At 72.6% G+C, this 23232-nt stretch carries 22 protein-coding genes and 1 pseudogene; 12 read left to right on the top strand and 11 right to left on the bottom strand.

The window, feature by feature from the left end:
- Positions 1 to 79: 79 nt before the first annotated feature.
- Both IEY56_RS15670 and IEY56_RS15665 read left to right on the top strand, forming a co-directional pair.
- On the top strand, positions 80 to 760 hold the full coding sequence (locus tag IEY56_RS15670; protein WP_189037790.1) for a response regulator transcription factor: 681 nt from the start codon (positions 80 to 82) through the stop codon (positions 758 to 760).
- 13 nt (positions 761 to 773) lie between these two features.
- On the top strand, positions 774 to 2027 hold the full coding sequence (locus IEY56_RS15665) for a sensor histidine kinase (protein WP_189037789.1): 1254 nt from the start codon (positions 774 to 776) through the stop codon (positions 2025 to 2027).
- Here IEY56_RS15665 and IEY56_RS15660 read toward each other — a convergent pair.
- Positions 1971 to 2510 carry a GtrA family protein gene (locus tag IEY56_RS15660; protein WP_045861900.1) on the bottom strand — a complete coding sequence of 180 codons (540 nt, stop codon included), beginning with the start codon at positions 2508 to 2510 and terminating at the stop codon, positions 1971 to 1973. The two genes, IEY56_RS15665 and IEY56_RS15660, sit on opposite strands and share 57 nt — an antisense overlap.
- Before the next feature lie 352 nt (positions 2511 to 2862).
- Between IEY56_RS15660 and IEY56_RS15655 the strand changes: the two genes are divergently transcribed.
- The 3 genes from IEY56_RS15655 to IEY56_RS15645 are packed head-to-tail and all read left to right on the top strand — an operon-like array spanning position 2863 to position 5797.
- Positions 2863 to 4065, top strand: a complete 1203-nt coding sequence (locus IEY56_RS15655) for a 5-(carboxyamino)imidazole ribonucleotide synthase (RefSeq protein ID WP_189037850.1) — start codon at positions 2863 to 2865, stop codon at positions 4063 to 4065.
- A complete protein-coding gene (purE, locus tag IEY56_RS15650) occupies positions 4062 to 4595 on the top strand; it encodes a 5-(carboxyamino)imidazole ribonucleotide mutase (RefSeq protein WP_189037788.1) in 534 nt (177 codons plus the stop codon). Before IEY56_RS15655 ends, purE begins: the two co-directional genes overlap by 4 nt.
- Before the next feature lie 5 nt (positions 4596 to 4600).
- Positions 4601 to 5797 carry a dipeptidase gene (locus IEY56_RS15645; RefSeq protein ID WP_189037787.1) on the top strand — a complete coding sequence of 399 codons (1197 nt, stop codon included), beginning with the start codon at positions 4601 to 4603 and terminating at the stop codon, positions 5795 to 5797.
- A 92-nt stretch (positions 5798 to 5889) separates the two neighbouring features.
- On the opposite strand, the gene IEY56_RS29085 is transcribed toward IEY56_RS15645, so the two are convergent.
- The gene (locus IEY56_RS29085; protein ID WP_189037786.1) at positions 5890 to 6645 is read right to left on the bottom strand and encodes an ATP-binding protein; all 756 of its coding nucleotides are present in this window, start codon (positions 6643 to 6645) and stop codon (positions 5890 to 5892) included.
- Positions 6646 to 6852: 207 nt separating this feature from the next.
- Positions 6853 to 7233, bottom strand: a complete 381-nt coding sequence (locus tag IEY56_RS15635) for an STAS domain-containing protein (RefSeq protein WP_189037785.1) — start codon at positions 7231 to 7233, stop codon at positions 6853 to 6855.
- Between the two features lie 259 nt (positions 7234 to 7492).
- Here IEY56_RS15635 and IEY56_RS15630 point away from each other — a divergent pair, with 259 nt between their 5' ends.
- Positions 7493 to 8422 (top strand): RNA polymerase sigma factor SigF, encoded by a 930-nt coding sequence (locus IEY56_RS15630; protein WP_373292094.1) that lies wholly within the window; start codon positions 7493 to 7495, stop codon positions 8420 to 8422.
- Between the two features lie 118 nt (positions 8423 to 8540).
- Here the strand turns inward: IEY56_RS15630 and hutI are convergent, their stop codons facing one another.
- From hutI to hutU, 4 genes are all read right to left on the bottom strand, one after another.
- Positions 8541 to 9716, bottom strand: coding sequence for an imidazolonepropionase (gene hutI / locus IEY56_RS15625; protein ID WP_189037783.1), 1176 nt, complete (start codon positions 9714 to 9716; stop codon positions 8541 to 8543).
- 69 nt (positions 9717 to 9785) lie between these two features.
- Positions 9786 to 11165 carry a formimidoylglutamate deiminase gene (locus tag IEY56_RS15620; RefSeq protein ID WP_189037782.1) on the bottom strand — a complete coding sequence of 460 codons (1380 nt, stop codon included), beginning with the start codon at positions 11163 to 11165 and terminating at the stop codon, positions 9786 to 9788.
- A complete protein-coding gene (locus IEY56_RS15615) occupies positions 11156 to 12406 on the bottom strand; it encodes an allantoate amidohydrolase (RefSeq protein WP_189037849.1) in 1251 nt (416 codons plus the stop codon). Before IEY56_RS15615 ends, IEY56_RS15620 begins: the two co-directional genes overlap by 10 nt.
- A gap of 161 nt (positions 12407 to 12567) precedes the next feature.
- On the bottom strand, positions 12568 to 14232 hold the full coding sequence (hutU, locus tag IEY56_RS15610) for a urocanate hydratase (protein WP_189037781.1): 1665 nt from the start codon (positions 14230 to 14232) through the stop codon (positions 12568 to 12570).
- A 123-nt stretch (positions 14233 to 14355) separates the two neighbouring features.
- Here hutU and IEY56_RS15605 point away from each other — a divergent pair, with 123 nt between their 5' ends.
- Positions 14356 to 15723, top strand: a complete 1368-nt coding sequence (locus IEY56_RS15605; RefSeq protein ID WP_189037780.1) for a type III PLP-dependent enzyme domain-containing protein — start codon at positions 14356 to 14358, stop codon at positions 15721 to 15723.
- 11 nt (positions 15724 to 15734) lie between these two features.
- On the opposite strand, the pseudogene IEY56_RS28475 reads toward IEY56_RS15605, so the two are convergent.
- Positions 15735 to 16631, bottom strand: a pseudogene (locus IEY56_RS28475) (LysR family transcriptional regulator); the annotation flags it as partial.
- A gap of 73 nt (positions 16632 to 16704) precedes the next feature.
- Between IEY56_RS28475 and IEY56_RS15600 the strand changes: the two are divergent.
- Positions 16705 to 16881 carry a hypothetical protein gene (locus IEY56_RS15600; RefSeq protein ID WP_189037779.1) on the top strand — a complete coding sequence of 59 codons (177 nt, stop codon included), beginning with the start codon at positions 16705 to 16707 and terminating at the stop codon, positions 16879 to 16881.
- Between the two features lie 63 nt (positions 16882 to 16944).
- Here IEY56_RS15600 and IEY56_RS15595 read toward each other — a convergent pair whose 3' ends face one another.
- Together IEY56_RS15595 and IEY56_RS15590 are read right to left on the bottom strand one after the other, a co-directional pair.
- A complete protein-coding gene (locus IEY56_RS15595) occupies positions 16945 to 18117 on the bottom strand; it encodes a 5-methyltetrahydropteroyltriglutamate--homocysteine S-methyltransferase (RefSeq protein WP_189037778.1) in 1173 nt (390 codons plus the stop codon).
- 132 nt (positions 18118 to 18249) lie between these two features.
- Complete coding sequence (locus IEY56_RS15590; RefSeq protein WP_189037777.1) at positions 18250 to 18783, bottom strand: pyridoxamine 5'-phosphate oxidase family protein; 534 nt, start codon at positions 18781 to 18783, stop codon at positions 18250 to 18252.
- A 165-nt stretch (positions 18784 to 18948) separates the two neighbouring features.
- Between IEY56_RS15590 and IEY56_RS15585 the strand changes: the two genes are divergently transcribed.
- From IEY56_RS15585 to IEY56_RS15575, 3 genes are all read left to right on the top strand, one after another.
- Positions 18949 to 20313 (top strand): APC family permease, encoded by a 1365-nt coding sequence (locus IEY56_RS15585; protein WP_189037776.1) that lies wholly within the window; start codon positions 18949 to 18951, stop codon positions 20311 to 20313.
- Positions 20314 to 20374: 61 nt separating this feature from the next.
- The gene (locus tag IEY56_RS15580) at positions 20375 to 20749 is read left to right on the top strand and encodes a VOC family protein (protein WP_189037775.1); all 375 of its coding nucleotides are present in this window, start codon (positions 20375 to 20377) and stop codon (positions 20747 to 20749) included.
- 56 nt (positions 20750 to 20805) lie between these two features.
- Complete coding sequence (locus IEY56_RS15575) at positions 20806 to 21618, top strand: DinB family protein (RefSeq protein ID WP_189037774.1); 813 nt, start codon at positions 20806 to 20808, stop codon at positions 21616 to 21618.
- On the opposite strand, the gene IEY56_RS15570 is transcribed toward IEY56_RS15575, so the two are convergent.
- A complete protein-coding gene (locus IEY56_RS15570; RefSeq protein WP_189037773.1) occupies positions 21608 to 22462 on the bottom strand; it encodes a MurR/RpiR family transcriptional regulator in 855 nt (284 codons plus the stop codon). The two genes, IEY56_RS15575 and IEY56_RS15570, sit on opposite strands and share 11 nt — an antisense overlap.
- Before the next feature lie 305 nt (positions 22463 to 22767).
- Between IEY56_RS15570 and IEY56_RS15565 the strand changes: the two genes are divergently transcribed.
- Positions 22768 to 23205, top strand: coding sequence for a hypothetical protein (locus IEY56_RS15565; protein ID WP_189037772.1), 438 nt, complete (start codon positions 22768 to 22770; stop codon positions 23203 to 23205).
- Positions 23206 to 23232 lie beyond the last annotated feature (27 nt).

Below are 23232 nucleotides of genomic sequence, written 5' to 3'. Positions count from 1 at the left end.
ACGAGTGTGCATCTCCGACGATCCGCACCGGTTGCCGGGGACCGGCCTTACGCATCGCAACGAGGACTACCATCAGCTCATGACCCGTGTACTGCTCGCCGAGGACGACACCTCGATCTCGGAGCCGCTCGCCCGTGCGCTTCGCCGCGAGGGATACGAGGTCGAGGTGCGCAAGGACGGCCCCACGGCACTCGACGTCGGGCTGCGCGACGGGATCGACCTCGTCGTGCTGGACCTCGGCCTCCCCGGAATGGACGGTCTGGAGGTCTGCCGCCGGCTGCGCACCGAAGGGCACACCTTCCCCGTGCTCGTCCTCACGGCCCGCGCCGACGAGGTGGACACGGTGGTGGGCCTCGACGCGGGCGCGGACGACTACGTGACGAAACCGTTCCGCCTCGCCGAGCTGCTCGCGCGCGTCCGGGCCCTCCTCCGGCGCGGCGCACCGGTCGAGCCCGTGGTGCCGCCCGCGACGCACGGGGTGCGCATCGACGTCGAGTCGCACCGCGTGTGGATGGGCGAGGAGGAACTGCAGCTGACGGCGAAGGAGTTCGACCTGCTGCGCGTCCTGGTGCGCGACGCCGGACGGGTCGTCACGCGCGACCAGCTCATGCGCGAGGTGTGGGACACCACGTGGTGGTCCTCCACGAAGACCCTCGACATGCACATCTCGTGGCTCCGCAAGAAGCTGGGCGACGACGCGGCCAACCCCCGCTACATCGCGACCGTGCGGGGCGTGGGCTTCCGCTTCGAGAAGAGCTGACCGTGAGGCGTACGTGCGACGGCGGCTGATCCAGTCGACCCTCGCGGTCGTGCTCGTCGTGGTCGCCGTCTTCGGCGTCTCGCTGATCCTCGTGGAGTCGCGCTCCATCGAGAACAGCGCCCAGGACGGGGTGCAGTCGGAGGCCGCCCAGCTGATCTCCGTCGTGGAGAGCCGCATCGTCGCAGGTGAGCGGGTTTCCCCGGGCACGATGAGCAACGCCGCGCCGACGAACCGCCACGTGCGCATCGAGGTCCCGGGGCAGCGCACCATCACGCTCGGAAAGAAGCTCGAGGGCAAGGTCATCCAGGCGTCGCAGACGGGCGGCCACGGCGAGCGCGTCACCGTGCGGCGGTCCTACGGCTCGGTCCAGGAGGAGATCGGCCGCACCCTCGGGATCATTCTCGCGGTCGCCCTTCTCGCGGTGGCCGCCGCCGCGATCCTCGCGGTACGGCAGGCGCACCGGGTCGCCGCACCGCTCACCGACCTCGCCGAGACCGCCGAACGGCTGGGTTCGGGCGACCCCAGACCGCGCCACCGGCGCTACGGCGTCCCCGAGCTGGACCGGGTCGCCGACGTGCTGGACGGCAGCGCCGACCGCATCGGGCGGATGCTCACCGCCGAGCGGCGGCTCGCCGCGGACGCCTCGCACCAGCTGCGCACGCCGCTGACCGCGCTGTCCATGCGCCTCGAGGAGATCATCGCGACCGCCGACACCGACGACCCGGAGGACCAGGCCACCGTCAAGGAGGAGGCGACGATCGCCCTGGCGCAGGTGGAGCGGCTGACGGACGTCGTGCAGCGCCTCCTCACCAACTCCCGCGATCCCCGCTCCGGTTCGGCCGTGGACTTCGATCTGGACGAGGTGCTCAAGCAGCAGGTCGAGGAGTGGAAGCCGGCCTGCAGGAGCGAGGGGCGGGCGATCGTCCGCTCCGGAAAGCCGGGTGTGCGGGCGGTGGGGACGCCGGGAGCCGTGGCCCAGGTGCTCGCGACGCTGATCGAGAACTCCCTCATGCACGGGGCCGGGACCGTCGCCCTGCGCACCCGCATCACCGGCAACCAGGTCGTCGTGGAGGTGACCGACCAGGGCCCCGGTGTGGACCCGCAGCTCGGCTCGCGGGTCTTCGAGCGGACGGTGAGCGGTCACAACTCCACCGGTCTCGGCCTGGCCGTCGCCCGCGACCTCGCCGAAGCGGACGGCGGGCGGCTGGAGCTACTTCAGCAACACCCGCCGGTCTTCGCGCTTTTCCTTGGACGAGAGCTCTCCTGAGGCGCCGGAACGTCCGAAGACGCGGCCTGCGGAACCCGTCTGGAACACCCACGTGCGGTACGTCCAGAAGCGAAAGACCGTGCCGATGCCCAGACCGATCACGTTCTTGGCGATGTTGTCCGCGAGCGGCGAAGTGAAGCCGAGACCGTAGTGGGAGACGGCGAGCACCGCGTTCTCGATGACGAGCGCGACGCCGCTGAAGGCGAAGAAGAGGACCGTCTCGCGGTGGATGCGCCGCTTGTCGGTGTGCCGGTACGTCCAGTACCGGTTGCCCAGGTAGTTGGTGCCGATCGCGACGACCTGCGAGATCACACCGGAGCGGATCGGTGCCAGCTGGAACGTGTGGATACACAGGTTGAAGACGGCCACGTTGACCAGGAACCCGACCGCACCGACAGCACCGAACTTGGCGACCTCGCGAGCGAGGCGTTCGAGCCGGGTGCGCAGTCGTCTCACTGTGCGCGCTGCGCCCCATTCACCCATGGTCTCGCTGTGCCCCGTTCCGGTCGCGGTCGTCCGTCCCCCGCGCACATGCTAACCAGCGGCCCCCGCTCGCGCAGCGCGGTGCGGAGCAGCCGGGCGGGCCGGGACCCGCGCGGCGGCGTCCGCACCGGGAGCGTGCGGGAGCTGCGACGCCGGCCCCGGGCGCACCACGGCTGAGCCGGACGGTGCACCGCCGCGCGAGCCGCTGAGGCCCGCGGCGGGAGTGTCGGCGGGGGGACACGGCCGGTGCTCCGGACGGCCGCGCCCCGGGAGTGGCCGGACGCCACCCGCCGGGCTCGGGGACCGGAGGGCGTGCGGATACGCTGACGTTGTGACGTTCCCGGTAGTCGGCATGGTCGGCGGTGGCCAGCTCGCCCGTATGAGCCACGAGGCGGGCATCCCTCTCGGCATCAGATTCAGGCTTCTCTCGGACACCCCGCAGGATTCCGCTGCGCAGGTCGTGCGCGACGTCGTCGTGGGCGACTACCGCGACCTCGACACGCTGCGCGAGTTCGCCCGCGGGTGCGACGTGATCACCTTCGACCACGAGCACGTGCCGACCGAGCACCTGCGCGCCCTGGAGGCGGACGGGATCCCCGTACGCCCCGGGCCTGACGCGCTGGTGCACGCGCAGGACAAGGGTGTGATGCGCGCCCGGCTCGACGCCATGGGGATCCCGTGCCCGCTGCACCGCATCGTGCGCGACCCCGGGGATGTGGCGGCCTTCGCCTCCGAGGCGGCGCGGGCGGCCGGCGCACGGCAGGACACGGGCGACGCGGACACCGGCTCCGGCCCGGGCTCCGGCTCCGGCTCCGGGAGCGCCTTCCCCGTGCCCGTCGTGCTGAAGACCGTGCGCGGCGGCTACGACGGCAAGGGCGTGTGGGTCGTGCGCAGCACCGCCGAAGCGGCCGACCCGTTCAAGGCGGGCGTCCCCGTCCTGGCGGAGGAGAAGGTGGACTTCGCCCGCGAGCTGGCGGCCTGCGTGGTGCGCTCGCCGCACGGCCAGGCGGTCGCCTACCCCGTCGTCGAGTCGATCCAGGTGGACGGCGTCTGCGACACCGTGATCGCCCCTGCCCCCGCCCTGCCGGAACAAGAGGCCGTGCAGGCACAGGAGTTGGCGCTGCGCATCGCCGGCGAACTGGGCGTGGTCGGCCACCTCGCGGTGGAGCTCTTCGAGACCCGCGACGGACGGGTGCTGGTGAACGAGCTGGCGATGCGCCCGCACAACTCCGGCCACTGGACGCAGGACGGCGCCGTCACCTCGCAGTTCGCCAACCACCTGCGGGCCGTGCTCGACCTCCCGCTGGGCGATCCGCGTCCGCGCGCCGAGTGGACGGTGATGGCGAACGTACTCGGCGGCGACTACCCGGACATGTACTCCGCCTACCTGCACTGCATGGCGCGCGACCCGCAGCTGAAGATCCACATGTACGGCAAGGACGTGAAGCCCGGCCGGAAGGTCGGCCACGTCAACACCTACGGCGACGACCTGGCCGATGTGCGCGAACGCGCGGCCCACGCCGCCGGATACCTGCGAGGGACGATTCCCGAATGACGACTGGAACCCCGCTTGTGGGGCTCGTGATGGGCTCCGACTCCGACTGGCCCGTCATGGAGGAAGCCGCGAAGGCGCTGGACGAGTTCGAGGTCCCCTACGAGGCGGACGTCGTCTCCGCACACCGCATGCCCCGCGAGATGGTCGCCTACGGGGAGGAGGCGGCCGGGCGCGGGCTGCGCGCGATCATCGCCGGAGCGGGCGGCGCCGCCCACCTGCCGGGAATGCTCGCCTCGGTGACACCGCTGCCGGTCATCGGCGTACCGGTGCCGCTGAAGTACCTCGACGGCATGGACTCCCTGCTCTCGATCGTGCAGATGCCCGCCGGGGTGCCGGTGGCGACGGTCTCGGTCGGCGGGGCCCGCAACGCCGGCCTGCTCGCCGTCCGGATGCTCGCGGCGGCCGACCCCGAGCTGCAGGAGCGCATGCGGCGGTTCCAGGAAGAGCTGAACGAGGAGGCGTCCGAGAAGGGCCGCAGGCTGCGCAGCAAGGTGGCGGCGGGCCACTCCGGCTTCGGATTCGGGGGCTGACGCGGATGACTGCCGACGGATCCCTCCTGGAGCGCGCACGCGGACTCCTCGACGCGCACCCCGTCGTCGACGGGCACAACGACCTGCCGTGGGCGCTGCGCGAACAGGTGGCGTACGACCTGGACCAGCGGGACATCTCCGCGGACCAGTCCGCGCACCTGCACACCGACATCCCCCGGCTGCGTGCCGGCGGAGTGGGCGCGCAGTTCTGGTCCGTGTACGTGCGCACGGACCTCAGCGGCGACAGCGCGGTCAGCGCGTGCCTCGAACAGATCGACGTCGTACGCCAGTTGGTGGACCGCCACCCCGCGGACCTGCGGCTCGCCCTGACAGCCGACGACATGGAGGCGGCGCGGTCTGAGGGCCGCATCGCCTCGCTCATGGGCGCCGAGGGCGGCCACTCGATCAACAACTCGCTCGCGACGCTGCGCGGACTCCACGAGCTGGGCGTGCGCTACATGACGCTCACCCACAACGACACGATCGACTGGGCCGATTCGGCAACCGACGAGCCACGGCACGACGGCCTCTCCCGCTTCGGCGAGGAGGTCGTGCGCGAGATGAACCGGACGGGGATGCTCGTCGACCTCTCGCACGTCGCCGCGAGCACGATGCGCGACGCGCTGCGGGCGACCGAGGCCCCGGTGCTCTTCTCGCACTCCTCGGCGCGCGCGGTCTGCGACCACCCGCGCAACATCCCCGACGACGTGCTCGCCGCGCTGCCCGCCAACGGCGGTGTCGCCATGGCCACGTTCGTGCCGAAGTTCGTCCTCCCCGAAGCCATCGCCTGGACGAAGGCGGCGGACGAGAACATGAGGGCCCACGGACTGCACCCGCTGGACGGGGGCGAGGAGGGGACGCGCGTGCAGCGGGAGTTCGAGCGCGGCAACCCGCGTCCGCTCGCCGACGCGTCCACGGTCGCCGACCATCTCGACCACATGCGCGAGGTGGCCGGCATCGACCACATCGGCATCGGCGGCGACTACGACGGCACCGCCTTCACCCCCCGCCACCTGGAGGACGTCTCCGGCTATCCGCACCTGGTCGCCGAACTGCTGCGCAGGAACTGGTCGGAGGAGGACCTGGCCAAGCTGACGTGGCGGAACGCCGTCCGGGTGCTGCGCGACGCGGAGGCGGTCTCACGTGAACTGCGCGCACGTCGCGGGCCGTCCGTGGCGAGGATCGAGCAACTCGACCGCTGAGACTGAGAAGTCGCGCCCCCCTGCGAGGGCGCGACGCGGACGGGCCGGCCGGGCAGTGAGCACCGGTCGGCCCGGGCCTACGGAGGCGGCCGTCAGCTGGGCGCGGCCAGCTCCGCCCACACGGTCTTGCCGCTGCCCTCCGGGTTGCGTACGACGCCCCAGTCCAGGCAGAGACGCTGGACGATGAACATGCCGTGCCCTCCGGGGCGTCCGGCGCGGTGCGGCGTGCGGGGAGCGGGCGACCCGCTGCCCTGGTCGACGATCTCCAGCCGGAGCACCTTCGATCCGCTGCCGACGCGCAGTTCCTCGGGCCCGTCCGCGTGCAGGCACGCGTTCGTCACCAGCTCGGAGACGACCAGCAGGACATCCTCCGCGGCGGCCCGCTGGTCGCCGGTGGCCGCCGGCAGCCAGCCCCAGTCCTGCAGCGCCTGGCGGACGAAGTCACGGGCGCGGGGAACGGCACCGCTGACGCCGACCAGGCGCAGTCTGCGCACCTGGCGCATGGGATGCCCCTTCCCGGTCTCTCGCTCCGCGGGGCCGCCGGTGCCGCCGGGCTCCCCCGCCCCGCCTTCCTGCGCCGCCTCACCGGCGGGAGGCGCCTGGACGGGCTGCTCTGTCCGGGCGTCGTGCGGGACCTGGCCCTGCGTGCTCTGCTGTTCCGCCGAGCCTGAGGCGCCGCCCGGTCCGGACGGCTTCGCGGCGCCGGTCGCGCTCGCGGCACCGGACGCGGAGAGGCCGGCGACGGCTTCCGTTCCGGCAGTCCCGGTGCCGGGCGTGGCTGCTGTCGTCGCGGCGCCCTCGGGCTCCGGACCGCAGTCGCCCGCCGGATACGGCCGGGTGGTGCTCATCAGTGGTTCACCTCACCGATCACCGATAATGCCTCTCGTCGCCGGGTGCCCGGGCCTGCGACAACACACGAGTGTCCGACTGCCCATCTGACTGCCCAGAGGATCTCCTGCCCTACGGAACCGTGAGAACACCCACTGATTCGGACGGACTCATGTGACACGCGTAACTTCCGCGCAGTCTGCCGGACACATCCGGCGCGGACACCGCTACGCCTCCGCCACATGGGCCAGGGCCGCGTCCACGTCGTCGTGCACCGTGAAGACCGCTCCGGCGCCCGTGATCTCGAAGACCCGGGACACCACCGGCAGCATTCCCGCCAGGTGCACCCCGCCGCCCGCCGCCTCGGCCTTCAACCGGGCTCCGAGCAGTACGTTCAGACCCGTCGAGTCGCAGAACTCGAGTCGCGAACAGTCCAGGACGAGGCGGCTGAAGCCGTCTTCGAGGGCCTGTTCCAGCGGAGCGCTGAGCACCTCCGCGGTGTGGTGATCGAGCTCACCCTCGGGGGTCAGGACGGCACTGCTCCCCTGGTGTCTGACGTCGACCGTCAGCCGACCCCGGCTCGTGCTGCCGGGCATCCCGCGGTCCATGCACACCCCTCTTGCTGTCAAAGCGCCGTCTCTTGTTCCCCCGTCGAGCGACATGAACCCTACGCCCTCACCGGCACAACCGGTAGCCGAACAACCCACACATTGGTGCATATTCGGACAATTAGCACTTGCCATGCGCGTGTGCGAGCGGGTAGGCGTATAGGCATACAGAAAACGCGTCGGCTTTGGAGGCGCCGCACCTTCGTAGTGCACGTCACGGCTTCGGCAGCCATATGCCGAGATGATGGAGGACACCGACATGTCACCCAGGCTCGATCACGGGAACCCGGGCACCGCTACCGCCCCGGTCGTTCCGGCGCAGTTCAGCCCGGAGCAGGTGCCGGACCCCGCGAGCCCGGAAGAGGTCGCGGAGCTTCTCGAAGAGCAGCTCGGGCTGCCGGAACTCCCACCCTATGACGAGGTCGGACCCGTCGACGCACGGGCCATGTCCAAGACGCTCTTCACGCGCCTGGAGCGCCTCGAAGAGGGCACGCACGAGTTCTCGTACGTGCGCAACACCCTGGTCGAACTCAATCTCGCGCTGGTGAAGTTCGCGGCCTCGCGCTTCCGCTCCCGCAGCGAGCCGATGGAGGACATCGTCCAGGTCGGCACGATCGGCCTCATCAAGGCCATCGACCGGTTCGACACCGAACGCGGCGTGGAGTTCCCGACGTTCGCGATGCCGACGATCGTCGGCGAGATCAAGCGCTTCTTCCGCGACACCTCCTGGTCCGTGCGGGTCCCCCGCCGCCTCCAGGAGCTGCGCCTGGACCTGGCGAAGGCGGGCGACGAGCTCGCCCAGAACCTCGACCGCGCCCCCACGATGGAGGAGCTGGCCGAGCGGCTCGGCATCTCCGTCGAGGAGGTCGTCGAGGGCATGGCGGCGAGCAACGCCTACACCGCCAGCTCCCTCGACGCGCAGCCCGAGGAGGACGACACCGAGGGCGCCCTCGCCGACCGCATCGGCTACGAGGACAACGGCCTGGAGGGCATCGAGTACGTCGAGTCCCTCAAGCCGCTGATCGCGGAACTCCCCTCGCGCGACCGCACGATCCTCTCGCTGCGGTTCGTCGCCAACATGACCCAGAGCGAGATCGGCGAGGAGCTCGGCATCTCCCAGATGCACGTCTCGCGGCTCCTGTCGCGCACGCTGAACAAGCTGCGCAAGGGGCTGATGGTCGAGGAGTGATCCTCGTCCGTCCCGTCCGGGCGGTACCCATACACGCAAAGCGGTCCGCCCCGGTCACACGACCGGGGCGGACCGTTTCGCGTCCGCGGCGCGGGCGTCCGCGGCGGGCCCGCGGGGCTCACGCGTCCAGCAGCGCTCCGCGGTGCCAGACGCGCGAGACGAGCGGGACACCGGGCCGGTAGGCGAGGTGCACGTGCGAAGGCGCGTCGAGCAGCACGAGGTCCGCGCGTGCGCCCGGGGCGACGCGGCCGACGTCCGTACGCCGCAGAGCGCGTGCGCCGCCCTCCGTCGCCGCCCAGACGGCCTCGTCGGGCGTCATGCCCATCTCCCGTACGGCGACCGCCACGCAGAACGGCATCGACGAGGTGAAGGACGACCCCGGGTTGCAGTCCGTGGACAGCGCGACCGTGACGCCGGCGTCCAGCAGGCGGCGGGCGTCGGGGTACTCGGCGCGGGTGGAGAACTCGCAGCCGGGGAGCAGCGTCGCGACCGTGCCGGCGGACTGGCCGAGCGCGTCCACGTCCGCGTCGCTCAGGTGCGTGCAGTGGTCGGCCGACGCGGCGCCCAGTTCGACGGCGAGCTGGACGCCGGGGCCGTACGAGAGCTGGTTGGCGTGGACCCGGGGCGTCAGCCCCTTCGCCTGCCCGGCGGTGAGGATGGCGCGGGCCTGGTCGCCGTCGAACGCTCCCTTCTCGCAGAAGACGTCGACCCAGCGGGCGTACGGGGCGCAGGCGTCCAGCATGGGTCCCGTCACGAGGTCGACGTAGGCGGCCGGGTCGTCGGCGTACTCGGGGGCGACGATGTGCGCGCCCAGGTAGGTCACCTCGTCGGTCTGGCGTGCCGCCACCCGCAGCGCGCGTGACTCCTGCTCGGGGGTGAGGCCGTAGCCGGACTTGGTCTCCATGGTCGTGGTGCCCTGGCGCCGCGCTTCCGCGAGGTAGCGCGCCAGGTTCTCCGCCAGCTCCTCGTCGCTCGCCTCCCGCGTCGCGGCGACGGTGGTGCGGATGCCGCCCGCGCTGTAGGGGCGTCCGGACATGCGGGCGTTGAACTCTTCGGTGCGGTCGCCGCCGAAGAGGAGGTGCGAGTGGGAGTCGACGAATCCGGGGAGCGCGGCCCGGCCCTGCGCGTCGTGCCGCCGGTCGGCCGCCGGCGCCGCGGAGGCGGGCCCGGCCCATGCGACGTGCTCGCCGTCGAGGACGACGGCCGCGTCCCGGACGAGGCCCAGCGGCCCCTCGCCGAGGGCGGGGTCGTTGGTCACCAGCGTGCTGATGCCGGTGACGAGGGTGCTGGTCATCTCTCGGGTCCTCCCGGTGGTCATAGGGGCGCCCCGCCGGGGCGTTCCGGGCGTACGGGGCGGCGGGGGCTAGCTGAGCGCGCCGATGGCCTCGGACAGGGCGCGGGGCACGTCGGGCACGGACGTGTGGCTGCCGTCGCGCACGACGTGGCGGCCGCCGACGACGGTGTGCCGCACGTCCGCCGCGGTCGCCGCGAAGACGGCCGTCTCGGCGGCGGTGCGGGCGATCGCCCCCGCGGTGCGTACGGAGTCCAGCGCGACCGTGGTGAAGTCGGCGAGCATCCCCGCCTCCAGGCGCCCGGACTCGGGCCAGCCCAGGGCCTCGTGCCCCTGCTCGGTCGCCGCGCGCAGCAGCTGGGCCGCGGTCCAGTGCCCGCGGGTGCGGGCGCGGAGCCTCTCGTTCAGCTCCATCGCGCGCATCTCCTCCAGCAGGTCGACGACGGCGTGACTGTCGCTGCCCAGCGACAGCGTGGCCCCCGCCCGCTCCAGCCGGGGGGCCGGGCCGATGCCGTCGGCGAGGTCGCGTTCGGTGGTGGGGCACATGCACACCCCCGTCGAGGCGCCGCCGAGCAGGGCGATGTCCTCGTCCGTGAGGTGCGTGGCGTGGACGGCCGTCGTTCGGCGCGAGAGCACCCCGTGATCGGCGAGGAGACGGGTGGGGGTGCGGCCGTGGACCTCCTGGCAGGCGTCGTTCTCAGCCGTCTGCTCCGAGAGGTGCACGTGCAGGGGCGCGGAGCGTGTCCGGGCCCACTCGGCCACCGTGCCCAGCTCCCTCGCGGGGACGGCCCGTACGGAGTGGATCGCGGCGCCCGTACGGACGTGGTCCGCGCCGGCCCGCAGGCCGCCCGCGCGCTCCGCCCACGCGTCGGCTGTCCCGTCGGAGAACCGCAGCTGGGGGCGCGTGGGCGGCTCGCCCGCGCCGTGGCGGCCGATGCCGGACGCCAGGTACGCCGTGTCCAGCAGCGTGATGCGGATGCCCGCGTCGGCCGCCGCCGCGATGAGCGCGTGGCCCATCGCGTTGGGGTCGTCGTAGCGCTCTCCGCCGGGGGCGTGGTGCAGGTAGTGGAACTCGCCGACGCAGGTGATGCCCGCCAGGGCCATCTCCGCGTAGACGGCGCGGGCCAGGGCGTAGTACGAGTCGGGCGTCAGCTCGGAGGCGACCCGGTACATCGTCTCGCGCCACGTCCAGAAGGTGCCCGACCCGACCTGCACGGTGCCGCGCAGCGCCCGGTGGAAGGCGTGCGAATGCGCGTTCGCCAGGCCGGGGAGGGTGAGCCCGCGCAGCGGCTCGGCACCCCGCGGGGGCGCGTCGAGGGCGGTGCGCACTTCGGTGATCTTGCCGTCGGCGCCGGTGTGCAGGACGACGCCCGACTCGACGAGGCCGTTGAGCCAGGCGTACTCGCACCAGTAGGTCCGCCCTGCCTGCTCCGTCCCGGGCGTCATCGGCATGCCAGCTCCTCCAGTACGTCGGCGAGGGCCTCCACTCCGGCCTCGCAGTCGTCCTCCTCGGCGAACTCGGCGGGCGAGTGGGAGACGCCGGTGGGGTTGCGCACGTACAGCATCGCCGTGGGGACGGAGGCGGAGAGGATGCCGGCGTCGTGTCCCGCGCCGGTCGGGAGCAGCGGGGCGCCGTCCAGGCGCCGCGCGAGGCGGTCCCGCAGGCCGTGGGCGAACTCCACGACGGGGGTGCGGGATTCGCGTGTCACGTGTACTTCCACGCCGTCGCGGCGTCCGCGTTCGGCGGCGGCGTCCTCCACTGCCGCGACGACAGCGGCCAGGGTGTCCTCGTCCGCCGCGCGGGAGTCGAGCCAGCCGCGCACCAGTCCGGGGACGGCGTTGACGCCGTTGGGCTCCACTGCCACCTTGCCGAAGGTGGCGAGCGCTCCGGTGAGCAGGGCCTTCTCGCGTGCCGCGAGCACCGTGGCCGCGTAGGTGAGCATCGGGTCGCGGCGGTCCTCGATGCGGGTCGTGCCCGCGTGGTTGGCCTCGCCGCGGAAGTCGAAGCGCCAGCGCCCGTGCGGCCAGATCGCCGACGCGACGCCGATGGGGCGTCCGCGCGTGCCCGTGGAAGCGGTGTCCGCGCCGAGGCGGGCGAGGGCCGCCGGGTCGGCGAGCGCCCGGCCCTGTTCGATGTGGAGTTCGACGAACGCGCCGATGCGCGCCATACGTTCGGGGTCGGGGCCGATGGCGTCGGGGTCGTGTCCGGCCCGTTCCATGGCCTGCGGGAGGGTGATCCCGTCCGCGTCCGTCAGCGCGTGGGCCTTCTTCTGGCTGAGGCCGCCCGAGCTGAGCCGGGACCCGACGCAGGCGAGCCCGAAGCGGGCGCCCTCCTCGTCGGTGAAGTTGACGATGCCGACGGGAGCGGTGAACGCCGCGTGGCCCGCCCGGAGCCGGTCGAGCGCCGCGAAGGCGGAGACCACGCCGAGCGGCCCGTCGAAGGCGCCGCCGTCGGGGACGGAGTCGAGGTGGGAGCCGGTGACGACGGCGTTGCCGAGGGCGATGTCCTCCGCGGTGGCGACGCCGAGCCACGCCCACTGGTTGCCGTTGCGGTCCAGTTCGTACGCCAGGCCGCGGCTCTCGGCCTGGGCGCGGAACCAGGCACGGCAGTCGGTGTCCGCGCCGGTCCAGGCGTAGCGGCGGTAGCCGCCGCTGCCCTTGTCGCGTCCGATGGAGGCCAGATCGCGCCACATCTCGTGGAAGGACGGCGGTCGGGGCTCGGCTTCCGCCGCCGGTGCCGCGTCCCGCAGCCGCGGTACGGGCCTGCCCACCACAGGCCCGCCCCCTGCGCGTCCGGCGGGGCTCCCGGACGCGCCCTGGACGTCCTGGCTCTCGTCGCGCTGCTGCGGTGAGGTCACGCGGTCTCGCCTTCCCGCATCGGCACGCGTACGCCCTTCTCGGCGGCGATCTCCTCCGCACGCCCGTATCCGGCGTCCACATGCCGCACGACGCCCATGCCCGGGTCGTTCGTCAGGACGCGGCGCAGCTTCTCCCCGGCGAGCTCCGTGCCGTCCGCGACGGTGACCTGGCCGGCGTGGATCGACCGGCCCATGCCGACGCCGCCGCCGTGGTGGACGGAGACCCAGGTCGCCCCGGACGAGACGTTGACCATGGCGTTGAGGAGCGGCCAGTCGGCGATCGCGTCGGAGCCGTCGAGCATGGCCTCGGTCTCGCGGTAGGGCGAGGCCACGGACCCGCAGTCGAGGTGGTCCCGGCCGAGGACGAGGGGTGCGGACAGTTCGCCGCTCGCCACCATGTCGTTGAAGCGCTCGCCGGCGCGGTCCCGCTCGCCGTAGCCCAGCCAGCAGATGCGGGCGGGCAGGCCCTGGTAGTGGACGCGCTCGCCGGCCAGGCGCAGCCAGCGCGAGAGCGACTCGTTCTCTGGGAAGAGGTCGAGCAGCGCGCGGTCGGTCGCGGCGATGTCCCGGGGGTCGCCGGAGAGGGCGGCCCACCGGAAGGGGCCCCTGCCCTCGCAGAAGAGCGGCCGGATGTAGGCGGGCACGAAGCCGGGGAAGTCGAACGCCCGCCCGTAGCCGTGGAGCTGTGCCTCCCCGCGGATGGAGTTGCCGTAGTCGAAGACCTCGGCGCCCGCGTCCATGAAGCCGACCATGGCTTCCACGTGCCGGGCCATCGACTCCCGCGCACGAAGGGTGAAGTCGGCGGGCTTGTCGGCCGCGTACGCGGCCATGTCGTCGAAGTCGACTCCCGCGGGCAGGTAGGACAGCGGGTCGTGCGCGCTCGTCTGGTCGGTGACGATGTCGATCGGCGCGCCCCTGCGCAGCAGCTCGGGGACGACGTCCGCCGCGTTGCCGAGCAGCCCGATCGACAGCGGCCGGCGCTCGTCCCGCGCGCGGGTGGCCAACTCCAGGGCGTGGTCGAGGGAGTGGGCGCGCACGTCCAGGTAGCCGTGGTCGATGCGGCGCTCGATGCGGGTCGGGTCGCACTCGACGCAGATCACCACGCCGTCGTTCATCGTCACGGCGAGCGGCTGGGCGCCGCCCATGCCGCCGAGGCCGGCCGTCAGCGTGATCGTCCCGGCGAGGGTGCCGCCGAAGCGCTTGGCGGCGACCGCGGCGAACGTCTCGTAGGTCCCCTGGAGGATTCCCTGCGTCCCGATGTAGATCCACGAACCGGCCGTCATCTGCCCGTACATGGTCAGGCCGAGGGCGTCGAGGCGGCGGAACTCCTCCCAGTTGGCCCAGTCGCCCACGAGGTTGGAGTTGGCGAGCAGGACGCGCGGAGCCCACTCGTGCGTCCGCATCACGCCGACGGGGCGGCCGGACTGGACGAGCATGGTCTCGTCGTCGCCGAGGGTGCGGAGTGTGCGCACCATCGCGTCGAAGGACGGCCAGTCACGTGCCGCCTTGCCCGTGCCGCCGTAGACGACGAGCTTGTCGGGGTGCTCGGCGACCTCGGGGTCGAGGTTGTTCTGCAGCATGCGAAGGGCGGCTTCCTGCTGCCAGCCCCGAGCGCTGAGTTCGGTGCCGCGCGGCGCCCGTACGGGTCGCGGTCCAGACATGTGCCTGCCTCCCAGCTGTGCACCCGACTTCATTTATTCACCAACTCTACGGAGTGAATAGACCTAGTCAACACCGTGAAGTGGTCTATACCGCTCCCCGGCCGAACGTGTTTGGCTTGTTCCATGCACCACTCCACCGACACCCACAGCGACTCCGCCGCCGCGGCCCGCCGCGACCTGGCCGTGCGAGCGGCCGTCGACCAGGGACTCGTCACCGACGACGACCGGCCCGTCGTCGCGCTCCTCGACGTGCGCGCCGTACGGGAGACCGCCGCAGCCCTGCGCGATGCCTTCACCGAAGTGGCCGCTCCCGGCCAGAACGTCCTGCACACCTTCGCCGTGAAGGCCGCCTCCCTGGTGCCCGTACTGCGGCTGCTGGACGAGGAGGGCATCGGCTGCGAGGTGGCGAGCCCGGGGGAGCTGGCGCTGGCCCGTGCCGCCGGCGTCCCCGCGGACCGAACGGTCCTGGACTCCCCCGCCAAGACCCTCGCCGAACTGCGCGAGGCGCTCGGCCTCGGCATCGCGCTCAACGCCGACAACCCGCAGGAGCTGGCCCGGCTCGACGCTCTCGTCACGCCCGGCGAGCCCCCGGCCTCGCCCGTGGGACTGCGCGTCAACCCCCAGGTCGGCGAGGGCTCCATCGGAGCCATGAGCACCGCGACGGCCACCTCGAAGTTCGGCGTCGCCCTGCGCGACCCCGGTGCGCGGGAAGGGGTCGTCGAGGCGTACCGGCGGCGGCCCTGGCTGACCCGGCTCCACTCGCACATCGGCTCGCAGGGCATACCCCTGGAGCTGATGGCGGAGGGGGCCCGCGCCACCTACGACCTCGCCGAGGAGATCAACGCCGCCGTCGGACGGCGGCAGATCGACACCCTCGACCTGGGCGGCGGCCTGCCCGTCAACTTCTCCTCCGACGAGTTCACGCCCACCCACCGCGAGTACGCGCAGCTCCTCGCCCGTACCGTTCCCGGGCTCTTCGACGGCCGGTACGGCATCGTCACCGAGTTCGGCCGCTCACTGACGGCGAAGGCGGGCACCGTCCTCGCCCGGGTGGAGTACGCCAAGTCGGCGGGCGGCAGGCCCATCGCCGTCACCCATGCGGGCGCACAGATCGCCGTGCGCACCGTCTTCACACCCGACGCCTGGCCGCTGCGCGTCGCCGCCTACGACGCCAAGGGGCTGCCCAAGAAGGGCGGCGCCGTCGCCCAGGACGTCGCGGGGCCCTGCTGCTTCGCGGGCGACCTCGTGGCGCGTGACCGGCTCCTCCCGCGGCTGGAGGAGGGCGACCACGCCGCGCTGCTGGACACCGGCGCGTACTACTTCTCCAACCCCTTCGGCTACAACTCCCTTCCCCGGCCTGGGGTCTACGGCTTCACGGTCGGCGAGGACGAGACGGTCCGCTTCGCCGCCGTACGCGAACCGCAGTCGCTGGAGAGCATCGTCGCCGAGTCGGGCGGGGCGCACCGCGACGCGCTGCGGTCCGCGGACTGACACAGCCCGGCGGCCAGTTCGCGGAGCTCTTCGAGCCCGGCGGCGACGGCGGGGTGGCCGTCGCCGCCCCGCCGCGTGACGCTGACCAGGCGCCTCGACGGCGGCGACTGGAGCGGCGTGCGGACGACGTCCAGCCCGGGAGGCAGCACCGCCAGCCGCGGCACCAGCGCGATCCCCAGACCGTGCGAGACGAACGTGGCGGCGACGTTCCACTCCCGCGCCGCGTGGGCCACGGACGGGACGAACCCCGCGCTGTGGCAGGCGGACATCACGAGCTGGCGGGAGGTGCAGCTGCTGCCGGGCATGCCCAGGACCCACCTCTCGGTGGCGAGGTCCTCCAGCGGGACGGGGGCCTCGCCGGCGAGCGCGTGGCCGGGCGGCGTGAGCAGGTCGAACGGGTCGTCCAGCAGCCGGCGCTGGTCGTAACGCCCGTCGTCCGGCGGGGGGTTGTCCGGCGTCGCCTCGACGACAGCGAGATCCGTGTCGTCGGAGAAGAGGAGCGAGAAGCACTCCAGCGGCTCGGCCTCCCTCACCTGGACGGTCAGGCCCGGCCACTGGGCGTGCAGGCGCGCGGCCAGTGGGGCGAGCAGGGTGGAGGCGGCGGTCGGGAACCCCGCCACCCGCAGTGTCCCGCTCGGCTCCCCCGCGCCCGTGCCGTGCATCTCCGCCTCGGCGCGCTGCCACAGCTCCTCCATCGCGTCGGCGTGCTGGAGGAGCACTCGCGCCGCCGGGGTGAGCCGCACTCTGCGGCCCCGCGGCTCCAGCAGTGCGACGCCCAACTCTCTGCCCAGCGCCCGGACTTGCTGGGAGACGGCGGAGGGAGTCAGATGCACGGCCGCGGCGGCTGCGGTCACCGTGCCGTATTCCGCGATGGCCCGCAGGACGGTGAGACGCCGCAGATCAATCATGTAGCCGTTCTACACGTTCAGTTGAAGAAAGAGAACCTGGACCTGAACGGTCACGGCCGTGCAGCCTTTACTCATGTCTCACTGCCCGTACTGCGGCTGGCCCGACGACCAGCCCGCCCAGGACCTCTCCCTGCACCGCACCGCCGAGGGCGCGGTCGTCTGGACGCGCTGCGGATGCGGCTCGCTCCAGGCCCGGGTCCTCACCTCGGGTTGCGTGCGGATCGTGACCCGCGGCCGCCCGCCCGCCTGACGGACGGGGGCCCGCGGCGCCCAGCCCGCGAGGGGCGTGGGCTGCCCCGCGGGCACGGCGCGCCTACGCGCCGCCCCAGACCTCCTCCGCCGTCTCCACGATCAGCGCCAGCTTCGCCTTCTGGTCGTCGACCGTGAGGTTGTTGCCCTCCAGGGTCGAGGAGAAGCCGCACTGCGGCGACAGGCAGAGCTGGTCGAGGTCGACGAAGCGGGACGCCTCGTCGATGCGGCGCTTGAGCGCGTCCTTGTCCTCCAGCTCCGGCCGCTTGCTGGTGACGAGCCCGAGGACGACCTGCTTGCCCTTCGGCACGTACCGCAGCGGCTCGAACCCGCCGGAACGCTCGTCGTCGTACTCCAGGAAGAAGCCGTCGACGTCCAGCCCGCCGAAGAGCGCCTCGGCGACGAAGTCGTACCCGCCGGAGGCCACCCACGAGGAGGCGAAGTTGCCGCGGCACATGTGGGTCGTGACGCGCAGGTCGTCCGGCCTGCCCGCGAGGGCCCGGTTGATGTTGGCGATGTAGGTCTCGTGCTGGTGCTCCGGATCGCCGCCGATCTCCGCGACGTGGCGCCGCTGCTCGGGGTCGTTGAGGTAGGCGAGGCTGGTGTCGTCGAGCTGGAGGTAGCGGCAGCCCAGCTCGTACACCCCGCGCACCTGCGCCGCGTACGCAGCGGTCAGGTCCTCCCAGAAGGCGTCCATGCCCGGGTAGACGCTCTCGTCGATGGCGGCGCGCCCGCCCCGGTAGTGGACCATGCTCGGCGACGGGACGGTCAGCTTCGGCGTGACGCCCTCGGAGACGGTGTCGCGGAGGAAGGCGAACGCGTCGGCGAAGATCGTCTCCTCCAGCCGCACGCGGCTGTCCACGTGGGCCGAGGGCGGGGCGAACTCGATGTCCCCGTCCTCGTTGTGGAACTGGACGCGCAGGTTCTCGTCCATGACCTTGTTGACGCCGCCGAGCGCGTAGATGAAGTCCATATGCCAGGACTGGCGCCGGAACTCACCGTCGGTCGCGCCCCTCAGCCCGGCCTCGCGCTGAAGCCGCACGACCTCGCGCACCGCCTCGTCCTCGGCCGCCCGGAGCCCGGCGGCGTCCAGCTTCCCGGCGGCGTGGTCCTCCCGCGCGGCCTTCAGGGCGGCGGGGCGCAGCAGGCTTCCCACGTGGTCGGCCCGGAACGGGGGCAGCGTGCGGGGGCCGGACGGGACCGGCGGGGTCGTGGGTGTGGTCGGCTCTGGCGTCATGAGGCCACCTCTCCTCGGGTACGGGGAGCCACCCTGCTCCGGAACCGTCCACTCCTCAACCACCGCTTCCGGTATCCGGAAGCGGTGGTCCACGATCGCCCGCCCAGGTGCAGGGCCCGGACGCGTCCCCTCTCAGCGACGGGCGGCCTGCGGGCCGAACCGCCACCGGGTCTGCGCGTAGTCGCCCTTGCGGAAGCCGAACGCCTTCACCGGGGCGACCTCGTAGACCAGTGCTTGCGCCCCGTCCGCGTGGTGGAACGCCCCGTCCCGTGCCTCGAAGCGCCACTCCTCGCCGTACTTCTCCACCCAGGCATCGGCCAGGCGGCGCAGCTTCGCTCCGTCGGTCACGCGGACCGCGTCGCCCTCCACGACGAGATCGGTGCCGCCGTCGGTGGAGTCGTTGCCGGTGGTCAGCACGCAGTGCGAATTCGCCGCCAGGTTGCGGGACTTGCGCTCGTCCTCGCCCGTGCAGAAGTGCAGCGCGCCGTCGAGCCACACCGCCAGCAGCGGCGTGACGTGGGGCCGGCCGTCCGGGCGGACCGTCGAGAGCCAGTAGACGCCCGCGCGGGCGAGCAGGCCGCAGGCCGTCTCCCACTCGGTCGGCACCGCGCCCGGCGCGCTGAAACGGGGGTCCAGGTCGGTCGTGGGCAGCTGTTCGGTCGTCATGCGGATCTCCTCGGCGTCGACGTGGCGGAACGGCCCCCGCGGGAGGGTGCGTTGGGGCGCGCGTGGGGGCGCCAACAGTCGTGACAGCGCCCGCGGAAGGGACCACGTGACGGAACGGAAATCATCGGAGGCACTAACGATCACTGGGATGGGAAGCTAGTGCGCATGCCGGACACACGAGACGCGACAGCGACCCCGGGGCCCTCCGGGGAGACCCCCCTCCACCGCGCGATCGGCCCGAAGCTGCTGGTCCTCTTCATCATCGGCGACATCCTGGGTACCGGCATCTACGCCACCACCGGCAGCGTCGCGGGCAAGATCGGCGGGGCGCTGTGGCTCCCGTTCGTCATCGGATTCGCGGTGGCGCTGCTGACGGCGGCCTCCTACGCGGAACTCGTCGGCAAGTACCCGCGGGCCGCCGGGGCCGCGCTCTACACGCAGCGCGCCTTCAAGGTGCCGTTCCTGACGTTCATCGTGGCGTTCATGGTGATGTGCTCGGGCCTGTCCTCGGCCAGCGCGGCCGCCCGGGCGTTCGCGGGCGACTACCTGGGCGAACTCGTCGACGTGCCGCCCACCCTCGTCGCGATCCTCTTCGTCCTCGCGCTGGCCGCGCTCAACCTGCGCGGCGTCTCCGAGTCGGTGAAGACGAACGTCGTGCTCACCGTCATCGAGCTGACGGGCCTGCTGATCATCATCTCCATCGGCGTGTACGCGGTCTTCGCGGGCGAGGGCGACCCCGGCCGGCTGACGCAGATCGACACGGCCGGCGGTACCGGTTACGCCGTGCTGACGGGCGTGATGGGCGCGACCGCCCTGGGCTTCTTCGCCTTCGTCGGCTTCGAGGACTCCGTCAACATGGCGGAGGAGACCGTCGACCCCTCACGGACCTTCCCGAAGGCGCTGTTCATCGGCGTGTGCGTCACCGGCACGATCTACGTGCTCGTGGCGCTGGTCTCCTCGCTGCTGGTCGACTTCCGGGTGCTGGAGGGCTCCAGCGGGCCGCTGCTCGAGGTCGTCAAAGCGGGAGGAGTGAGCTTCCCGCCCGAACTCTTCGCCGTCATCGCCCTGTTCGCCGTCAGCAACTCCGCTCTGATCAACATCATGATGGCCTCGCGGCTGTGCTACGGCATGGCCAACGAGCGCATCCTGCCCCGCGTCATGGGCAAGGTTCTGCCGGTGCGGCGCACACCCGTCGTCGGCATCGTCTTCGTCTCGCTCCTCGCCGTCGTCCTCGTCTCCACCGGAGAGATCGAAGGACTGGGCGACACGACGTCGTTCCTGCTCCTGTGCGTCTTCGCCATCGTCAACGTCGCGGTGCTGGTGCTGCGCAGGGACCGGGTGGAGCACGAGCACTTCCGCACGCCCACGGCCCTGCCCGTCGTCGGTGCGATCGCCGCCGGTCTCCTGGCCAGCCCCCTGGCCGACCGCGAGACCGGCGTCTACGTGCGGGCGGGCGTGCTGGTGCTTCTCGGCATCGTGCTGTGGGCCCTCAACAGGATCGCGCTCGGAGCGGCCGCCCGGCGCCGATGAGTTCGCGCCCCGCGCGCGGTCCGTACCGGTGGCATGAAGGACCGTCACCTGTGGAGGACTCATGGCAGCACAGGGCAGCCCGCTCGGCGCGGGCATCCTGCTGGGCAGCACCGACCGGGACCGGCTCGTCGCCTGGTACCGCTCCGCTCTGGAACCGCTCGGCGCCCGCTGGGAGGAGCACCTGCTGGCGGTCGGGGACGGCACGTACATCGGCTTCGACGGGCGGGACGACCTCGCTGGAAGGTCCGCCGAACCCGGGCGGCACATGATCAACTTCACGGTGCACGACATCCGGACCGTGGAACGGCACCTGAACTCCCTCGGCGTGCGCTGGGTGCGTCCCGTAGAGGCGACCGACGACGGATTCTGGTCCACGGTCGAGGATCCGGACGGCAACTACGTCCAGTTCATCGAGCTGCGGGACGGACAGGGCTGACCGCGGGGGCGCGGGCGGCACGGGACGGCGGGACAGCGATGGAGGGCGGCACGGCGATGGCCGAGACGGAGCTGCTGGAGCGGGCGCTGGGGTACACGCTGTGCGCGCTGCGGCCGGTCACCCTCCGGACGCTCAACCGTCCGACGCCGTGCCGCGGTTGGGACCTGGAGACGCTGCTGTGGCACACCGACGACTCCCTGTGCGCGCTGCGCGAGGGGATCGAGGACGGGTACGTGGGGGTGCCCCCGCGGGCAGAAGCGGAGTCCGATGCGCAGGTCCGAGCGCAGGCTGACGCGGAGGCGGCCGATGCGGGGACGGAGGCGGGCGCGGAGCCGCGTGCGCCCGGAGCCGGAACCGCCCCCGCGACGGCGGGGGCCCGTCGCGACTCGGTCCCGCGTCCGTCCCTTCCGCCCGACGGCGAGCGGCACCGCAGGGACGATCCCGCGGCGACGGTGCGTGCCACGGCGTCGCGGCTGCTCGGCGCCTGGGTGGCCGCACGCCCGGACCAGGTGCTGTCCGTCGCCGATCTGCCGCTCACCGCCGCGGCCGTCGCCCGGGCCGGCGCGCTGGAGATCGCCGTGCACGGCTGGGACATCGCACGCGCGACGGGCCTGCCCCGGCCCGTCCCCGCCGCACTGGCGAACGAACTGCTCCGCACGGCACGCCAGTTGGTGCCGTCTCCGGCCCTGCGCTTCCCGCTCTTCGGGCCTCCGCTGACGGTTCCCGCGGAGGCCGATCCGAGTGACCGCCTCGTCGCGTTCCTGGGGCGCGATCCGGCCTGGAACGCCGGAGGCCGGCGGCGCGCACCCTCTCGCCGGCCGGTGCCTCCGCCCGGCGAGGCGTCAGGCCGCCCGCCGCTCACTCCATGAAGAGCCCGCGTTCCACCGCGCGCGCGTCGAAGTCCTCGAGCCGCGCCTGCGCCTGCGGCAGCCCGTCGCACATCGCCTCGAGCAGCACCCGGCCCAGCAGCATCGGCGCGCAGGCCGTGTCGAACACCAGCCCCGTCCCGACCGCTGCCGGAAGCAGCAGATCGTCCGGGTGCGCGACGGGCGCGAACGCGCTGTCGGCGACGGTGATGATCCGCAGCCCCGCGTCACGCGCGTACGAGAGCGCGTCGGCGACCTCCTTCGGGTGACGCGGCAGCGCGAAGCAGAGCAGCGCCTGCGCCCCGGCGCGCACGCATCCGTCGATACGGTCGGCCAGCATGCTGCCGCCCTCGTCCAGGAGCCGCACGTCCGGGTGGACCTTCGCCGCGAAGTAGGCGAAGCCGCGGGCCTGTGCCGACGCCGCCCGCAGACCGAGGACCGGAAGGGCGGGAGTGGCCGCGAGCATGCTGCCCGCGCGCTCCACCGGGGCGGGGTCGGCGAGCAGCGCGGCGAGGTGCCGCAGGTTGTCGATCTCCGCTCGGACGGCCTGCTGGTAGGCGTTGCAGGGTTCGTCTTCGCCGCTGCCGACTGCGGCCCCGGCGTCGGCCGCCTCCGGCGCCGTCTCCCGCAGATGCCTGCGCAGCGCGGGGTAGCCGTCGAAGCCGAGCGCCACGGCGAAGCGCGTCACGGAGGGCTGGCTCACGCCCGCCAGCTCGGCCAGTTCGACGCTGGAGAGGAACGGCGCGTCCCCGGCCTGCCGCACCATGCAGTGCGCGATGCGGCGCTGCGTCGGCGTGAGGCGCTGCCCCTCGAAGAGCTTCAGCAACCGCGCGCTGGCGCTGCTCATCCCGTCCTCCTGCTCGATGCGCTCCCGCTCGGGGGCTTGTACTCGTCGTGCGTGGCGGCGCCGGCAGCGGACCGGGAAGGGAACCCCTCCCACCCGGCCCCACGGCCACTATTCACTACGCAACGACTGTGCATGACCATATGCAGTGGGGCAAGGCGCTCCAGCCGTCCCGGCGTCGACGACGGTCCGGCACCGGAACCCGCCCCGTACCCACCCGCCGCCGCTCGTGGGGGGGCCAAGCCGCAGTGACCATACGGGGGCTAGCACCACTGCCCTCGGCGGCGGGGAAGCGTAACGTCCGGCTCATGAACGCCCGCGACCCCGAGTTGGCTCGAGAACTCGACGCGACTCTCCAGACCCGCAGGGAACTCGGCCCGGAGTACGAGGAAGAGCTGATCGCCTCGTTCCTGGAGAAGTTCGACAAACGCCTGGAGACCGTGGTGGACAAACGGACGCGCCGCGCCATGGCCGAGCAGCAGATGGTCGTGGCCCGCGGCGGCGAGCGCACGCACACCGGCACCGGCCCGTCCTCGCATCCGGAAGGCATGGGTCCCCGGCTGCTGGCTGTCGCCTCGCTGGTGCTGGCCGTTCCCCTCTCGGCGATCGCCGCGGTCAACACGGGGCTGCCCGGACTGCTGGTGTGCTGGGGCGGGATCGTGGCCGTCAACGCGGTGCAGGCGCAGCGGCCCTGGTTCGGCCTCGGGCGGGCCGGCGAGTCCCGCAAGGACGGCGACTGGGACTGACCCGCCGCGAGCGGGTCGCGCGGGCGG

Origin of the sequence: Streptomyces daqingensis, assembly GCF_014645895.1 — a bacterium.
Taxonomy (GTDB): domain Bacteria; phylum Actinomycetota; class Actinomycetes; order Streptomycetales; family Streptomycetaceae; genus Streptomyces; species Streptomyces daqingensis.
This window is presented reverse-complemented; position numbering and strand designations above follow the sequence as displayed.

What these genes read in the sequence shown, in the direction of transcription:
- IEY56_RS15620 (WP_189037782.1), bottom strand. Translation starts at nt 11,165, where the DNA reads ATGCCGATGACGCCCGGGACGGAGCAGGCAGGGCGGACCTACTGGTGC.
- IEY56_RS15600 (WP_189037779.1), top strand. Translation starts at nt 16,705, where the DNA reads ATGTCTCACTGCCCGTACTGCGGCTGGCCCGACGACCAGCCCGCCCAG.
- IEY56_RS15630 (WP_373292094.1), top strand. Translation starts at nt 7,493, where the DNA reads ATGTCACCCAGGCTCGATCACGGGAACCCGGGCACCGCTACCGCCCCG.
- purE (WP_189037788.1), top strand. Translation starts at nt 4,062, where the DNA reads ATGACGACTGGAACCCCGCTTGTGGGGCTCGTGATGGGCTCCGACTCC.
- IEY56_RS15645 (WP_189037787.1), top strand. Translation starts at nt 4,601, where the DNA reads ATGACTGCCGACGGATCCCTCCTGGAGCGCGCACGCGGACTCCTCGAC.
- IEY56_RS15580 (WP_189037775.1), top strand. Translation starts at nt 20,375, where the DNA reads ATGGCAGCACAGGGCAGCCCGCTCGGCGCGGGCATCCTGCTGGGCAGC.
- IEY56_RS15615 (WP_189037849.1), bottom strand. Translation starts at nt 12,406, where the DNA reads ATGTGGCGCGATCTGGCCTCCATCGGACGCGACAAGGGCAGCGGCGGC.
- IEY56_RS15605 (WP_189037780.1), top strand. Translation starts at nt 14,356, where the DNA reads ATGCACCACTCCACCGACACCCACAGCGACTCCGCCGCCGCGGCCCGC.
- hutI (WP_189037783.1), bottom strand. Translation starts at nt 9,716, where the DNA reads ATGACCAGCACCCTCGTCACCGGCATCAGCACGCTGGTGACCAACGAC.
- IEY56_RS15595 (WP_189037778.1), bottom strand. Translation starts at nt 18,117, where the DNA reads ATGACGCCAGAGCCGACCACACCCACGACCCCGCCGGTCCCGTCCGGC.
- IEY56_RS15635 (WP_189037785.1), bottom strand. Translation starts at nt 7,233, where the DNA reads ATGGACCGCGGGATGCCCGGCAGCACGAGCCGGGGTCGGCTGACGGTC.
- IEY56_RS15660 (WP_045861900.1), bottom strand. Translation starts at nt 2,510, where the DNA reads ATGGGTGAATGGGGCGCAGCGCGCACAGTGAGACGACTGCGCACCCGG.
- IEY56_RS15590 (WP_189037777.1), bottom strand. Translation starts at nt 18,783, where the DNA reads ATGACGACCGAACAGCTGCCCACGACCGACCTGGACCCCCGTTTCAGC.
- hutU (WP_189037781.1), bottom strand. Translation starts at nt 14,232, where the DNA reads ATGTCTGGACCGCGACCCGTACGGGCGCCGCGCGGCACCGAACTCAGC.
- IEY56_RS15575 (WP_189037774.1), top strand. Translation starts at nt 20,806, where the DNA reads ATGGCCGAGACGGAGCTGCTGGAGCGGGCGCTGGGGTACACGCTGTGC.
- IEY56_RS15655 (WP_189037850.1), top strand. Translation starts at nt 2,863, where the DNA reads ATGGTCGGCGGTGGCCAGCTCGCCCGTATGAGCCACGAGGCGGGCATC.
- IEY56_RS15570 (WP_189037773.1), bottom strand. Translation starts at nt 22,462, where the DNA reads ATGAGCAGCGCCAGCGCGCGGTTGCTGAAGCTCTTCGAGGGGCAGCGC.
- IEY56_RS15585 (WP_189037776.1), top strand. Translation starts at nt 18,949, where the DNA reads ATGCCGGACACACGAGACGCGACAGCGACCCCGGGGCCCTCCGGGGAG.
- IEY56_RS15565 (WP_189037772.1), top strand. Translation starts at nt 22,768, where the DNA reads ATGAACGCCCGCGACCCCGAGTTGGCTCGAGAACTCGACGCGACTCTC.
- IEY56_RS29085 (WP_189037786.1), bottom strand. Translation starts at nt 6,645, where the DNA reads ATGAGCACCACCCGGCCGTATCCGGCGGGCGACTGCGGTCCGGAGCCC.
- IEY56_RS15670 (WP_189037790.1), top strand. Translation starts at nt 80, where the DNA reads ATGACCCGTGTACTGCTCGCCGAGGACGACACCTCGATCTCGGAGCCG.